Below are 14,901 nucleotides of genomic sequence, written 5' to 3'. Positions count from 1 at the left end.
CGATGACAGACTGTAATGAAATTAATGCCGGCAGGCGCGGCTTGCTGATCGCCGGCGCGCTGTCGGCCACGGCTGCGGCCGTGCCCGGTGTGGCAGGCGCGGCGGGGGCGGTGAATACGGCTGCCCAGGCCCGTGTTTCTCCGTCACCCGTGCTGATGAAAGTCAGCCTCGACGTCAACGGCCGGCGCCACAGCCTGGAACTCGACACGCGCACCACCTTGCTCGATGCCTTACGCGAACACCTGCAGCTGACGGGCACCAAGAAGGGCTGCGACCACGGCCAGTGCGGCGCCTGCACCGTCATGCTCGACGGCCAGCGCATCAATGCCTGTTTAACTCTTGCCGTGATGCATGACGGCGCCAAGGTCACCACCATCGAGGGGTTGGGCACGCCGGAGAAGCTGCATCCGATGCAGGCCGCCTTCATCGCGCACGACGGCTACCAGTGCGGCTATTGCACGCCGGGGCAGATATGCTCGGCCGTCGCCGCGCTGGGCGAAATCCGCCAGGGCATCCCCAGCCACGTCAGCGCGGACTTGAACGCGGTCCCGCAGGCGACACCCGAAGAATTGCGCGAGCGCATGAGCGGCAACATCTGCCGCTGCGGCGCCTACTCCAACATCATCGAGGCCATCACCGAGGTGGCGGGGAGGCCGGCATGAGAGTGTTCAGCTACCAAAAGGCCGCCACGCCGGCTGAAGCGGCGGCGGCCGCCGTGAACACGCCGGGCGCCAGATTCATTGCGGGCGGGACGAATCTGCTCGACCTGATGAAGCTGGAAATCGAGACGCCCGCGCATTTGATCGACGTCAATGGCCTCGCGCTGGATACGGTGGAAGCCACAAAGGATGGCGGCTTGCGCATCGGCGCCCTCGTGCGCAACACGGCACTGGCCGCGCACGCCACCGTGCGGCGCGATTATGGCGTGCTGTCGCGCGCCTTGCTGGCCGGCGCCTCGGCGCAATTGCGCAACAAGGCGACGACGGCGGGCAACCTCTTGCAGCGCACGCGCTGCCCGTATTTCTATGACACGAACCAGGCCTGCAACAAGCGCGTGCCGGGCAGCGGCTGCTCGGCCATAGTCGGCTTCAGCCGGCCGCTGGCGATTCTGGGCGGCAGCGATGCCTGCATCGCCACGCACCCGAGCGACATGGCCGTGGCCATGCGCGTGCTCGACGCCGGCATCGACACGGTGCGTGCCGACGGCACCGTGCGCAGCATCCCCATTGCCGATTTCTACCGCTTGCCGGGCAACACGCCGCACGTGGAAACCGTGCTGCAGCCGGGCGAACTGATCACCAGCGTCACCTTGCCCCCGCCCGTTGGCGGCACGCATTTCTACCGCAAGGTGCGCGACCGTGCCTCGTACGCGTTCGCGCTCGTGTCCGTCGCAGCCATCATCTTGCCGAACGGCACGGGCAGGCTGGCCCTGGGCGGCGTCGCGCCGCAGCCGTGGCGCGTGTCCGCCGCCGAGCAGGCCATGCCCGATGGCGCCGCCGCCGTGAGCGAACGCCTGCTGGCCGGCGCCCATCCCACTGACGACAATGACTTCAAGGCGACCCTGGCGCAGCGCACGATTGCCTCGGTGCTGGCGCAAGCACAAGCGAAGAAAGGCTAGGGCCATGAAATTTTCGACACCGGCGACCACCAATCCCATCGACCAGCTGAAAGTCGTGGGCCGCCCCACGGACCGCATCGACGGCCCTCTGAAAACCACGGGCACGGCGCCGTACGCGTACGAGCAGAACAAGGCAGCGCCGCATGCGGCCTACGGTCATGTCGTCGGCGCGGCGATTGCCAAGGGGCGTATCGCCTCGATCGACACGAGCGCCGCGCGGCGCGCGCCGGGCGTGCTGGCCGTGGTCACGGCCGAATCGGCGGGGAAATTGGGCAAAGGCAAGATGAACACGGCAAAGCTGCTGGGCGGGCCGGACATTGAACATTACCACCAAGCCATCGCTTTGGTGGTGGCGGAAACCTTCGAGCAAGCCCGCTCGGCCGCACAGTTGCTTGACGTCAAGTATGTCGAGCAACAGGGCGTGTTCGACCTGGCCAGGGCCAAGGGCGGCGCCACCAAGCCGAAGGAGGGCAAGCCCGACAGCAAGACGGGCGATTTCGCCGGTGCCTATGCCCATGCTCCCGTGCGCCTGGACGCCACGTACACGACACCCGACCAGTCGCACGCGATGATGGAGCCGCACGCCTCGATTGCCGCCTGGGAAGGTGACAAGGTGACGGTCTGGACGGCGAACCAGATGGTGGACTGGGGCCGCGGCGACCTGGCCCGCACGCTTGGCATACCGAAAGACAAGGTGCGCATCGTTTCGCCGTATATCGGTGGCGGCTTCGGCGGCAAGCTGTTCGTGCGCGCGGAAGCGTTGCTGGCGGCCCTGGGGGCGCGCGCGGCCCAGCGTCCCGTCAAGGTCGCCCTGGCGCGGCCCCTGATGATCAACAACACGACGCACCGGCCCGCCACCATCCAGCGCCTGCGCATCGGCGCCACGCGCGACGGCAAGATCACGGCCATCGGCCATGAATCGTGGTCCGGCGACCTCAAAGGTGGCCAGCCGGAAACGGCCGTGATGCAGACGCGGCTGCTGTACGCAGGACCGAACCGCATGACGGCCATGCGCCTGGCCGTGCTCGACTTGCCGGAAGGCAATGCCATGCGCGCGCCGGGCGAGGCGCCGGGGATGATGGCGCTGGAAATCGCCATGGACGAGATGGCCGACAAGCTGAAAATGGACCCCATCGTCTTCCGCATCCTGAACGACACGAAAGTGGATCCGGAAAAACCGAGCCGCCCATTCTCCCAGCGCCGTTTGATCGACTGCCTGCGCACGGGCGCCGTGGAATTCGGCTGGAAGGACAGACCGGCGCAGCCGGGCACGCGGCGCGACGGCCGCTGGCTGGTGGGCATGGGCGTGGCGGCCGCCTTCCGCAACAACCTCGTCATGAAGTCCGCCGCCCGCGTGCGTCTTGACGGCAACGGCATCGTGACCGTGGAAACGGACATGACGGACATCGGCACGGGCAGCTACACCATCATCGCGCAGACGGCGGCGGAAATGCTGGGCGTGACCTTGAACAAGGTTGTCGTGCGCCTGGGCGACTCGGATTTTCCCGTCTCGGCCGGTTCGGGCGGGCAGTGGGGCGGCAACAGTTCCACGGCCGGCGTCTACGCGGCCTGCGTGCGCCTGCGCCAGGCCATCGTCGTCAAGCTGGGCTTCGATGAGAAAGAGGCGCGCTTTTCCGATGGGCAAGTGAGCCAGGGCGAGCGCAGCGTGCCGCTCGCTGCCGCCGCCTATCATGGCGACGTCGTCGCGGAAGACCATATGGAATACGGCGACCTCGATAAAAAATTCCAGCAATCGACGTTCGGCGCCCATTTCGTCGAAGTGGGCGTGGACGGCGACACGGGCGAAGTGCGCGTGCGCCGCATGCTGGCCGTGTGCGCGGCCGGGCGCATTTTGAATCCGAAAGCGGCGCGCAGCCAGGTCATCGGCGCCATGACCATGGGCGTGGGCGCGGCCCTGATGGAAGAACTGGTGGTCGACCGGCGCCGCGGCTTCTTCGTCAACCACGACCTGGCCAGCTACGAAGTACCCGTGCACGCCGACATTCCGCACCAGAACGTCATCTTCCTCGAAGAAACGGACCCCACGTCTTCGCCCATGAAAGCCAAGGGCGTGGGCGAGCTGGGCATCTGCGGCGTGGCGGCGGCCATCGCCAACGCCGTCTACAACGCGACGGGGGTGCGCGTGCGCGACTATCCGCTGACCCTGGACAAGCTGCTGCGGGGGCTGCCCGTGACGGGCTGACATCTGCCTGGCGTCCTGGTGCGCGTGACAATGCGTGTATTTTTGGTAATTTCCAAGTGCTATGCTCGGAACGCATGTTGCGGGAAAATTTCCGGCCCGCAAGGCCATGCCGCCAGGAGAATGCATGAACAGCTCATCAATGCCGCCGCGGTTACTGATCGTCGATGACGAGCTGGCGCATGTGCGCGCGCTGTGCGACACCTTGTGCGGCCAGGCATACGACACGACGGGGCTCGCTTCGGGCGAGGCGGCGCTGTCGCTGCTGGCCGTCGAATCGTTCGACCTGCTGCTGGTTGACCTGATGATGCCGGGCATGAACGGCATCGCCGTGGTGGAAGCGGCGCGCAAGATCGATCCCGACCTGGCCTGCATCATCATGACGGGCGAAGGCACGATCGCCTCGGCCGTGCAGGCCATGAAGGCGGGCGCGCTCGATTACGTCGTCAAGCCGTTCAAGGTGTCGGGCATCCTGCTGATACTGGCGCGGGCGCTGGAAACGCGCCAGCTGCGCATCGCCAATGCGCGCCTGGAACTGCTGCTGCGCCAGCACACGGCCGAACTCGATGTCATGAACAAGGATTTGCAGCTGGCCCGCGAAGTGGCCGAGCGGGCGAACCAGGAAAAGACCAGTTTTTTGTCCAGCATGAGCCACGAGCTGCGCACGCCGCTCAACGCCATCATGGGCTTTTCGCAGATGCTGATGTCCGATTCCATCCCCTCGACGGGGCAGGAAAAGAAAACCTTTGCCTCGCACATCTTCGGCGCCGGCCGGCATTTGCTGACCCTGATCAACGACATCCTCGACATCGCCAAGATCGAGTCGGGCAATATGTCGCTGTCGATGGAACCCGTGAGCCTGGCCGACATCTACCACGAATGCTGGCAAATGATGGAACCGCTGGCGCACAAGCGCGGCATCACCCTGACGTTCGTCGAAGCGGGCGGCGTGCATGTGCTGGCCGACCGCACGCGCCTCAAGCAGGTGCTGATCAACCTCTTGTCGAACGCCGTCAAGTACAACCGTGAACAGGGCGAGATCCACGTCGATTGCCAGCCCGTCGACGCGCGCCAGCTGCGCCTGTCCGTGCGCGACACGGGCGGCGGCATGAGCGCCACGCAGCTGGAGGCGCTGTTCCAGCCCTTCAACCGCCTGGGACGCGATGCGCGCGACGAGGAGGGCACGGGCCTGGGCCTGGTGGTCAGCAAGCGCCTGGCCGAAGCCATGCAGGCCAGGCTGGGCGTGGCCAGCACGCCCGGGCGCGGCAGCACCTTCTGGCTCGATATCGCCAGTTGCCCGGCGCGCCAGCCGCCGCAGGAAAGTGCGCGCCTGCCCGTCATTGCCCGTCCCGCCGAAGCGCTACGGCTGCCGGACCGCAAGACGCTGCTGTATGTGGAAGACAATCCCCTGAATGTGACCCTGGTGGCGGGTTTGATCCATTTTCGTCCCGATCTCGACCTGCTGTCGGCCGGCGACGGGCAGACGGGCCTGGACATGGCGCGCCGCCACGTGCCGCAGCTGATACTGATGGATAGCGACCTGCCCGACATCAGCGGCACGCAAGTCATGCATCTGCTGCGTGCCGATGCCCGCACCGCGCATATCCCCGTCATCGCCCTGACGGCCGTGGCCGGGCCCGGCGATATCCGCCAGGGGCTGGCGGCGGGTTTTTACCGCTATCTCACCAAGCCGATCGATGTAACGGCGTTTTCCGAGGCCATCAACAGCGCGCTGGAGTCGGCCACGGCGCAGTGCAGCGCATGAGCGGCCTTGTACCGGGGCGGTGGATGGCCAGGCTGGCGGTCATCGCGCTGTTGCTGGCGCTGGTTGCCGTGGCCATCTGGCGGTTCCATGCCCGTCCCGCTGCGCCGCCCGGCCCCGTGGAAGTGCTGCGCCTGGCCGTGAATGCGGAATATGTGGGCAGCTGCCCCGTCCTGGCCGCGCATGGGCAGGGGCATTTCGCGCGCGAAGGCATCGACGCGCGGCTGCAGCCGTATTCGTCGGGCAAGGCCTCGATGCAAGCCGTGTTGCAGGGCAAGGCAGACCTGGGCACGGTGTCCGATATTCCCGTCGTGCTGGCCAGCCTGAAGAAGCAGTCCGTGGTCATCATCGCCAGCATTTTCGAGGCCGAGCGCGACCACGGCATCGTGGGGCGCCTGGACCACGGCGTGTCCACGCCCGCCAGCCTGAAGGGCAAGCGCATCGGCGTGACCCTGGGCACCTCCGGCCAGTTTACGCTGGATGCTTTTTTGAACCGCCAGAAGCTGCTGCCCGCCGAAGTCACCTTGCGCAACTACGCGCCCGAGCAGCTGGCCGGGGCGCTGGCGCGGGGCGAGGTCGACGCGGCGGCCGGCTGGGAACCGTTCCTGACGGGCATGGCGCATGGCATCGCGGGCAAGGCGGCCATCTTCTATGGCGAGGGCGTCTATGCGGGCCTGTTCAACGTGGCCGGCACGGGCGACTATGTGCGCAGCCACCCGGCCACGGTGCGCAAGGTGCTGCGCGCGCTGATCGCCGGCGCCCGTTTTTGCCAGGACGAGCCCGACGCCGCGCGCGCCCTGTTTGCCAAGACATCGGCCAGCGAGACGGCGCGGCTGCAGGCGGCCTGGCACGGTTACCGTTTCGGCGTCGTGCTCGACCAGGGCTTGCTGCTGGCGCTGGAAGACGAGGCGCGCTGGGCCATCAGGAACCGACTGGCCGAGCGCGGCGACATGCCGAACTTCCTCGACGCCGTCTACCTGGACGGCCTCGAAGCCGTGGCGCCATCGGCCGTGACGGTCATTCATTGAGAAGGCCACCGTGAAAATCGTAACGCGTTTCAAGCTGGCCGAACTGTTTTGCGTGGTGCTCGTGGCCATCATCGTCGCCATGCTGTTTTCCACCACCATGGCGATGCAGCGCGAACTGGCGAAGAACAAGGCGGCGGCCGATATCCTGCAAGCCGTCACGTCGCTGCGCTACCTGTCGATCGAATATGCGCTGCACCATGGCGAGCGCACGCGGGCCCAGTGGCAGCTGCGCAGCGAATCGCTGTCTTCGGGCCTGCTGGCCACGCCCGCCTTCAGCACGGACGAGGAACGCGCGCTGCTGCTGCAATTGCAGGGCGACCTGGCCGGCGTGGGCGGCCTGTTCCACCTGTTTGTCGCGAACCACCGCGAGCTGGGGCAGGACCCGCAACGGCGCGAGGTGCTGGACGAGCTGGAGTCGCGCCTGTCCGGCCAGATCATGGGCAAGGTGCAGGGCATGATTTCGGAGGCGATGCGGCTGTCCGAATTGAGCCGGCAAGGCGTGCTGGAGGCGCAGCAGCGGGCCAACGCGGCGGTGGTGCTGTTTGGCGGCATGATTATCGCGCTGGTGGCCGGCCTGATTTACTTCACCATGACCAGCGTCACGGGACCGCTGGAAAAGCTGCGCCAGGGCACCCTGATCGTCGGCGCCGGCAAGCTGGACTTCTCGCTCGGCGTGCACACCAAGAATGAAATCGGCGACCTGGCGCGCGCCTTCGACGGCATGACGGAAAAGCTGCGCCGCACCACCGTCTCGCGCGACGAGCTGGCGCACACGAATGCCGCGCTGGAAACGCAGATCGCCGAACGCCAGCTGGCCGAGCGCAAGGTGCATGAACAGCTCGAGCGCCTGAACCTGCTGCAGCAGATCACACGTTCTATCGGCGAACGGCAGGACTTGCGCAGCATCTTCCAGGTGGTGGTGCGCAGCCTGGAAGAGCAGCTGCCCATCGATTTCAGCTGCATCTGCCTGTACGAACCGTCGCAGCACGCGCTGCAGGTGACGTGCGTGGGCGTGCGCAGCGAGGCGCTGGCGCAGTCGTTCATGATGAGCGAACACGCGCACATTCCCATCGACGAAAATGGACTGTCGAGCTGCGTGCGCGGCAAGCTCGTGTATGAAGCCGACATCGCCGAGGTGGCGTTTCCGTTTCCGCAGCGCCTGGCGCAAGGGGGACTGCGCGCCCTCGTCATGGCGCCGCTGCTGGCCGAAAACACGGTCTTCGGCATCCTGATCGTGGCGCGCCGCGCCGCAAACAGCTTTACCAGCGGCGAGTGCGAATTCCTCAGCCAACTGAGCGAGCACGTGGCGCTGGCCGCCAACCAGGCGCAGCTCTACGGCGCGCTACAGCGCGCGTATGACGATTTACGCCAGACGCAGCAGTCGGTGATGCAGCAGGAACGCCTGCGCGCGCTGGGGCAGATGGCCAGCGGCATCGCGCACGACATCAATAACGCCATTTCCCCCGTGGCCCTGTACACGGAATCGCTGCTGGAGACGGAAACCAATCTCAGTCCGCAGGGCCGGCATTGCCTGGAAGTGATCGAACGCGCCATCGACGACGTGGCCGCCACCGTGGCGCGCATGCGCGAATTCTACCGCCAGCGCGAACCGCAACTGGCGCTCTCGCCCATCGATGCCAACCTGGTGGTGCAGCAGGTGCTGGACCTGACGCGCGCGCGCTGGAGCGACATGCCGCAGCAGCGCGGCATCGTCATCGCCCTGCGCACGGAGCTGGCCGACGGGCTGCCCATGCTGCCCGGCAGCGTGGGCGAATTGCGCGAAGCGCTGACGAACCTCGTCTTCAATGCCGTCGACGCCATGCCCGATGGCGGCACCCTGACCGTGCGCACGGCCAGCATGGGCGAGCCCGGCCAGTTGACGCGCCAGGTGCAGATCGAAGTGGCCGACACGGGCGTCGGCATGGACGAGAACACGCGCCGCCGCTGCCTGGAACCGTTTTTCACCACCAAGGGCGAGCGGGGCACGGGCCTGGGCCTGGCCATGGTGTACGGCATGATGGAGCGCCATGGCGCCAGCATCGACATCGTCACGGCGCCGGGGCAGGGCACGGCGGTGCGCCTGGTTTTTCCCGCTTGCGCGGCGGACGAGGGGGAACAAGCGCCCGACGCGGCCCACGCCGTGCCGCCGCGCCTGCGCATCCTCGTGGTCGACGACGACCCGATGGTGCTCAAGTCCCTGCGCGACATCCTGGAAATCGATGGCCACGACGTGGTGTCCGCCGATGGGGGCCAGGCCGGCATCGACAGCTTCCTGGCCGCGCGCGACCGGCACGAGGATTTCGAGGTGGTCATCACGGACCTGGGCATGCCCCACGTGGACGGGCGCAAGGTGGCCAGCGCCGTGCGCCAGTGTTCGCCGGCCACGCCCATCATCATGCTCACGGGCTGGGGCCAGCGCCTGGCGGCCGACAGCGACTATCCCGAACACGTCAACTGCGTGCTGGGCAAGCCGCCCCGGCTGAAGGAATTGCGGCGCGCCTTGAATGCGATCATATCGACGGCTTAGCCTGCTGCGGCATCCCTCGTCCTTCAAGACCGCTGCTGCGTTGTCGGCGCCTGACAACAATAGCAAAATTGCGGGACATCCTCCAGTCCCTGCAATATAATGAGAATCATTATCATTAAAGACGCCGGATCCGCTCTTGTCTGCCTTGCCTTTCCCTTCGAATGACGCCACGCTGGCCGCCAGCCTGTTTACGGGCCACCATGGCTGGCTGATGCAGCGCTTGCTGTTACGCCTGCGTAACCGGGCGGAGGCGGAAGATGTCACATCGGAAACCTTTGTGCGCGTGTTGCATGCGGGGCGGCTGGCCGCCATCCGCGAGCCGCGCGCGTATCTCACGACGGTAGCGAAAAGCGTCTTGCTGCGGCAGTGGCGGCGGCGCGATATCGAGCAGGCCTATCTCGACACCCTGGCGCTGCTGCCGGACGCCGTGCAGCCGTCGCCCGAGGAACGCGCCGTGCTGCTCGAAGCGCTGGAGCGGCTGTCGCGCGCGCTCGATACCTTGTCCGTCAAGGCGCGCAGCGCCTTTCTCATGAGCCAGCTCGATGGCCTCACGTATGCGCAGATCGCGGCGCAATTGGGCGTATCGGCCAGCATGGTGCGCCAGTACATGGCGCAAGGCTTGCGCTGCTGCCTGGCCGCCGCAGAGCCGGCATGAGCATGTCCCCTGCGGTACAGGACGCCGCCATCGGCTGGCTGGTCGAACTGAGTTCGGGAGAGGCGGACGCGGCTCAACATCAGGCCTTCGCCCGCTGGCTGGCCGCCGATGCGCGCCATGCGGCCGCGTGGCGCGCCCTGGGGCAGGCCGTCGAGTACAGCGTCGGCCCGCTGCAGGCGGCGGGCGGGGCGGGGACTGTCGGGCAAACCCTGGCGCGCGCCGCCCGGCACGATGAGCAGCGGCGCCAGTGGCTGCAGGGTGCCCTGTGCCTGGCGGGCGCGGCCTTCGGCGGCGCCTGGCTGCTGCGCGGCAGCCCGTTCTTGCCGGACTGGAGCGCCGACCTGCATACGGCCACGGCGAAGCGGGGCCGCTACACGCTGGCCGACGGCAGCGTGCTGACTTTGGATGCCCGTTCCTCGGCCGATACGGACGTTACGCATGGACATCGCCACGTCACCTTGCGCCAGGGCCAGCTGCTGGCCAGGGTGGCGCATGCGGCAAACGCGCCATTCCTGCTGCGCAGCGCGCACGGCACGGTGACGGCGCCGGGCGGCGAACTGATGCTGCGGCGCGAAGCGCAGGCCACCGTGGCGCTGGCCGTGCGGGGCGATCTCGACGTGCGTCCGGCCGGCAAAGGACTGGCGCGCGTGCTGCGCCAGGGCCAGGCGGCGCGCTTCGACGCGGACCGGCTGACCATGCTGCCCGGCATGGCGCCAGGGCAGGCGACGGCGTGGGAGTGGGGCATGCTGGTGGCCGTCGACCAGCCGCTGGGCGACATCGTCGCCGCCTTGCGTCCGTACCGCCACGGCTACATCGACATCACGGCGCAGGCGGCGGTGCTGCGCGTATCGGGCAATTACTCGCTCGACGACAGCGGGGCGACCTTGCTGGCGCTGGCCGAAACCCTGCCCGTCACCTTGCGCCAGGGACCCGGCGGCTGGTGGACGGGCCTCGACCTGAAGGCAGGCTGACATTTTTTTGCGCCGGCACTATCACTTTTGGCGCGCCGCGACTCATACCTGGTGTAGCCCCACTTTTCCTTCACCACCAAGATAGAGTCCCAGCATGCCACCATTGTTGATGCGCCAGATTCCCCTGGCTGTAATGTTACTTTCCTGCGCCGCGCCCACCGTCCTGGCGCAAACGCCAGCGGCGCAAATGGCGCCAGCCACCGTGCGCTATGACGTGCCGGCCCAGCCTTTGAACGCCAGCCTGATCGCCATTGCCAGCCGTGGCGGCGTGCGCATTTCCATCGATGCGGACCTGGCGCGCGGCGCCAGCGGGGTGGCAGTGCACGGCGATTTCACGGCGGAGCAGGCCTTGCGCCGCGCCTTGCAGGGCACGCAGCTGGCCCTGCTCAAGACCGATAGCGGCGTCTATACCGTGCAAGCGGCGGCGCCACAGGCCGCCGCCCATCCCGAGGCAACGATGCCGGAAGTGGTCATCACCACCAATTACTTGGGGCAAGTGACGGAAGACACGGGTTCCTATACGACGGGCGCCGTCAGCACGGCGAACCGCCTGGTGCTGTCGCCGCGCGAGACGCCGCACGCGGTCAGCGTCGTCACGCGCCAGCAGATGGACGATTTCGGCCTGGTGCAGCTGAGCGAAGTACTGAACCACACGCCGGGCGTGTACGTGCAGCACATCGACAGCGAGCGCACGATTTACTATGCGCGCGGTTTTTCGCTCGACAATTTCAGCTACGACGGCTTGCCGTGGACGCGCGACGCCTCGCTGAACCTGGGCGAGTCGCTGGCCAATATGGACCTGTACGACCGGGTCGAGGTGCTGAAAGGCGCGAATGCGCTGATGAGCGGAGCCGGCACGCCGGGCGCCACGGTCAACCTGGTCCGCAAAAAGCCCACGCGCGAATTGCGCGCGCTGGCCGACCTGTCGGCTGGATCGTGGAGCAATTACCGCGGCATGGCGGACGTGGGCGGTCCGCTGAACGACAGCGGCAGCGTGCGCGCGCGCGCCGTGGCGTCGTACCAGGACAAACACTCGTTCGTCGACCGCTACCAGCGCCGCTCCGAACTGGCCTACGGCACGGTGGCGGCGGACCTGTCGCCGCGCACCTTGCTGACCGTGGGCGCCGACTATCAGCACACGGTGCCGCGCAATAGCGACTGGGGTGGCGCGCCGCTGTTCGACGCGGACGGCAAGCGCTTCACCATGCCCCGCTCGTTCAATGGCGCGCCTACCTGGAGCACGCAGCAGACGCAAGCCAAATCCGTCTTCGCCTCGCTCGAGCACACCTTCGACAATGGCTGGCTGGCCAATCTGCGCCTGAACCACCAGGCCAACGCCCTGTACGCGCCCGTCGCCTACCTTGACGGTTTCCCGAAGGCGGACGGCAGCGGCACGTCCGTCACGGCGCGCCAGTACAACAGCGACGCCACCAGCAATGGCCTCGACGTGTACGCCAAGGGCCCGTTCACCTGGCTGGGCCGCACGCATGAACTGGTGGTGGGCGCGAACGCCTACCGCAAGCGGTCGGACGACGTTTTCAGTCCGTATTCCTTCATCAAGGTTGATAACATTTACACCTACCTGGGCATAGTCGCTGAGCCGAAGTGGGAACTGGACACGGCCCGCGAAGTCATCCGCCAGAAGGCCGTGTATGCGACGGGCCGCTTTTCGCTGCCGCAGGGCGTGCACGTGATCGTGGGCGGGCGCCTGTCGTCCTACGTCAATCCCACGGCCGACATCGATGAGGCGTCGATCTTCACGCCGTATGCGGGCCTGACCTGGGACTTCGCGCCAAACCTGACGGCGTTTGCCAGCTACAGCGACATCTTCAGTCCGCAAAACAGCCGCGACGTCGACAACAAGACACTGGACCCCGTGCTGGGCAAGAATATCGAGGCGGGCGTGAAGGGCGTATTCCTCAACGGCCGCCTGAACGCCAGCGCGGCCGCGTTCGAGGTGCGCCAGGATAATTTTGCGGAGTCTGTCGATGCCGTCAACAAGGTGACGGGCATGGACGCCTACCGCGCCATCGATGGCGTGCGCTCGCGCGGCGTGGAACTGGAAGTGTCGGGCCAGCTGATGCCGGGCTGGCAGCTGCAGGCCGGCTACACGCACAAGATTGCGCGCGACGCGGCCGGCAAGGTCAACACGTTGGCGCCCGAAGACCAGCTCAGCCTGTACAGCACCTGGCAGCCGATGCCCCGTCTGACGCTGGGCGGCGGCGCCCGCTGGCAATCGCACACCTGGCAGCAAACCCGGGCCGTGCGCGGCGGCACCACCACCGTGCACCAGGGTTCGTACGCCGTGTTCGACGCCATGGCGCGCTACCAGGTCTCCGATCGCCTGGCCCTCTCGCTCAACCTCAACAACCTGGGCGACCGCAGCTACTACGGCATCAGCACGGGCCGCAGGGTCAGTTACGGCGACCCGCGCAATGCGATGCTGAGCTTGAACTACCGCTATTGAGGTCGTGCGGGCCGGGCCGCCTTGACCCGGTCCGCATGGTGGTACGGCGAACATGGTCTTTCCGCTATACTGGCCCCCCGATATTGCCGTCATTTTCCGAAAACACCATGGACTTGAGTACCCACGCCGCCGTCGTCAATTGCGAAGCGTATCGCGACGGCAGGAAGATCGCCCATTTCGACATCGACAAGGTGGGCGACTTTCTCGGCGACCCCGATTGTTTCGTGTGGATCGGCATGGCCGGCCCCGACGCCACGGCCATGCAGGCGCTGCAATCGGCCTTCGGCTTGCACGAACTGGCCGTCGAGGATGCGCAGGGCGCGCACGAGCGGCCCAAGCTGGAAGAGTACGGCGACACCCTGTTCATGGTCATGCACACGGCCACCCTCGACGGCGAGGCCATCGTCTACGGCGAAACCCACGTCTTTCTCGGCCCCCGTTTCATCATCACGGTGCGCCATGGCCCCTCGGCCGGCTATGCGAAGCTGCGCGAGCGCAAGGAAAGCGTGCCCGAGAAACTGGCCAGCGGCCCCGGCTACGTGCTGTATTCGATCATCGATTTCATCGTCGACCAGTACCAGCCCTGCATCGACCATTTGCAGGCCCGCTTCCAGCACTATGAACTGCAGCTGTTCAAACCCAGCCTCTCCGAAGACAAGCTGCAGGATTTCTACCAGCTCAAGACGGAGCTGCTCAAGCTCGACGCGGCCGTCAATCCCCTGCACGACATCTGCACCCAGCTGATCCGTTTCCATGGCGACATCGTGCCCAAGGAAAACCGCATCTATTACCGCGACATTCTCGACCACGTCAAACGGGTCACGCACACGGCGGGGCAGATGCGCGAGCTGGTCAATTCGGCCATGCAGGTGGCGCTGGGTCAAATCTCGATCCGGCAGAACGAGGTCGTCAAGCGCCTGGCCGCCTGGGCCGCCATCCTGGCCGTGCCCACCATGGTCTTCAGCCTGTACGGCATGAACTTCGAATTCATGCCGGAACTGAAGTGGCGCGGCAGCTACCCGGCCGTGATCGCCGTCATCATCGCCGGCTGCTTCTGGCTGCACCGGCGCCTGAAGCGCGAAGGGTGGCTGTAGCAGCGGCAGATGGCCGGCCTGCAAGTATTGGAAAGTTTCCCCGCTCAATTAGCTGCTACGATGAAGTCTCTTGCCAAGGCGGTTGATGGTATGTAGCTGAACCTCATTGGCGTGGATAGCAGTCCGACTGGCGCTGCACCCGGAGCCGCCGGAGCGGACCTACATTGCTTGCCCGACGCCACAAGGCTCCTGGTTTTCCAGGAGCTTTTTTTTCCCCGGCCGCTTATGTCTGCGCCCATACGCACGTCGCTTCCCAGTTTGGAGGACGGCAGAAGTCATTGCTCCGTGCATGGAAGTTGATCTACATCAACATGTTGCTTTATGGAATTATTTTCAGGTTTATATTCTTTACAATGGAATGATTTTCCTTGTGAAATACATCGCCCACTGTTTGTGTGAATTCCAGCTCATACAACCGTTCAAGGCGCACGGAATAACTTTACTTAAAGCAGCTCAATGACGACACCAACACCAACACCAACACCAACACCAACACCAACACCAACACCAACACCAACACCAACACCAACACCAACACCAACACCAACACCAACACCAACACCAACACCAACACCAACA

At 66.0% G+C, this 14,901-nt stretch carries 10 protein-coding genes; all 10 read left to right on the top strand.

Going from position 1 to position 14,901, the window contains the following annotated elements; genetic code table 11:
• The first annotated feature begins 2 nt into the window (after window positions 1-2).
• The 10 genes from paoA (at window position 3) to corA (ending at window position 14,322) form a co-directional block, all read left to right on the top strand.
• Window positions 3-662, top strand: a complete 660-nt coding sequence (gene paoA, locus ACQ4WO_RS08105) for an aldehyde dehydrogenase iron-sulfur subunit PaoA (protein WP_436480969.1) — start codon at window positions 3-5, stop codon at window positions 660-662.
• A complete protein-coding gene (locus ACQ4WO_RS08100; RefSeq protein ID WP_436480968.1) occupies window positions 659-1,618 on the top strand; it encodes an FAD binding domain-containing protein in 960 nt (319 codons plus the stop codon). Before paoA ends, ACQ4WO_RS08100 begins: the two co-directional genes overlap by 4 nt.
• 4 nt (window positions 1,619-1,622) lie before the next feature.
• Window positions 1,623-3,821 carry an aldehyde oxidoreductase molybdenum-binding subunit PaoC gene (gene paoC / locus ACQ4WO_RS08095; RefSeq protein ID WP_436480967.1) on the top strand — a complete coding sequence of 733 codons (2,199 nt, stop codon included), beginning with the start codon at window positions 1,623-1,625 and terminating at the stop codon, window positions 3,819-3,821.
• Between the two features lie 124 nt (window positions 3,822-3,945).
• A complete protein-coding gene (locus tag ACQ4WO_RS08090; protein ID WP_436480966.1) occupies window positions 3,946-5,583 on the top strand; it encodes a response regulator in 1,638 nt (545 codons plus the stop codon).
• Window positions 5,580-6,608: an ABC transporter substrate-binding protein gene (locus ACQ4WO_RS08085; RefSeq protein WP_436480965.1), complete on the top strand. Its 1,029-nt coding sequence runs from the start codon at window positions 5,580-5,582 to the stop codon at window positions 6,606-6,608. The genes ACQ4WO_RS08090 and ACQ4WO_RS08085 overlap by 4 nt, the downstream gene beginning before the upstream one ends.
• A gap of 10 nt (window positions 6,609-6,618) precedes the next feature.
• Window positions 6,619-9,135, top strand: a complete 2,517-nt coding sequence (locus ACQ4WO_RS08080) for an ATP-binding protein (RefSeq protein WP_436480964.1) — start codon at window positions 6,619-6,621, stop codon at window positions 9,133-9,135.
• A gap of 136 nt (window positions 9,136-9,271) precedes the next feature.
• Window positions 9,272-9,790: a sigma-70 family RNA polymerase sigma factor gene (locus ACQ4WO_RS08075; protein ID WP_436480963.1), complete on the top strand. Its 519-nt coding sequence runs from the start codon at window positions 9,272-9,274 to the stop codon at window positions 9,788-9,790.
• Window positions 9,787-10,761 carry a FecR family protein gene (locus ACQ4WO_RS08070; RefSeq protein WP_436480962.1) on the top strand — a complete coding sequence of 325 codons (975 nt, stop codon included), beginning with the start codon at window positions 9,787-9,789 and terminating at the stop codon, window positions 10,759-10,761. The genes ACQ4WO_RS08075 and ACQ4WO_RS08070 overlap by 4 nt, the downstream gene beginning before the upstream one ends.
• 94 nt (window positions 10,762-10,855) lie before the next feature.
• Complete coding sequence (locus tag ACQ4WO_RS08065) at window positions 10,856-13,228, top strand: TonB-dependent siderophore receptor (RefSeq protein WP_436480961.1); 2,373 nt, start codon at window positions 10,856-10,858, stop codon at window positions 13,226-13,228.
• A 107-nt stretch (window positions 13,229-13,335) separates the two neighbouring features.
• The gene (corA, locus tag ACQ4WO_RS08060) at window positions 13,336-14,322 is read left to right on the top strand and encodes a magnesium/cobalt transporter CorA (RefSeq protein ID WP_230516515.1); all 987 of its coding nucleotides are present in this window, start codon (window positions 13,336-13,338) and stop codon (window positions 14,320-14,322) included.
• Window positions 14,323-14,901 lie beyond the last annotated feature (579 nt).

It is taken from the genome of Janthinobacterium aestuarii, assembly GCF_051380835.1.
In the GTDB taxonomy this organism is placed as follows: Bacteria; Pseudomonadota; Gammaproteobacteria; order Burkholderiales; family Burkholderiaceae_D; genus Janthinobacterium; species Janthinobacterium aestuarii.
The sequence above is the reverse complement of the archived record's forward strand: the minus strand, read 5'-3'. Positions and strand labels throughout refer to the sequence as shown.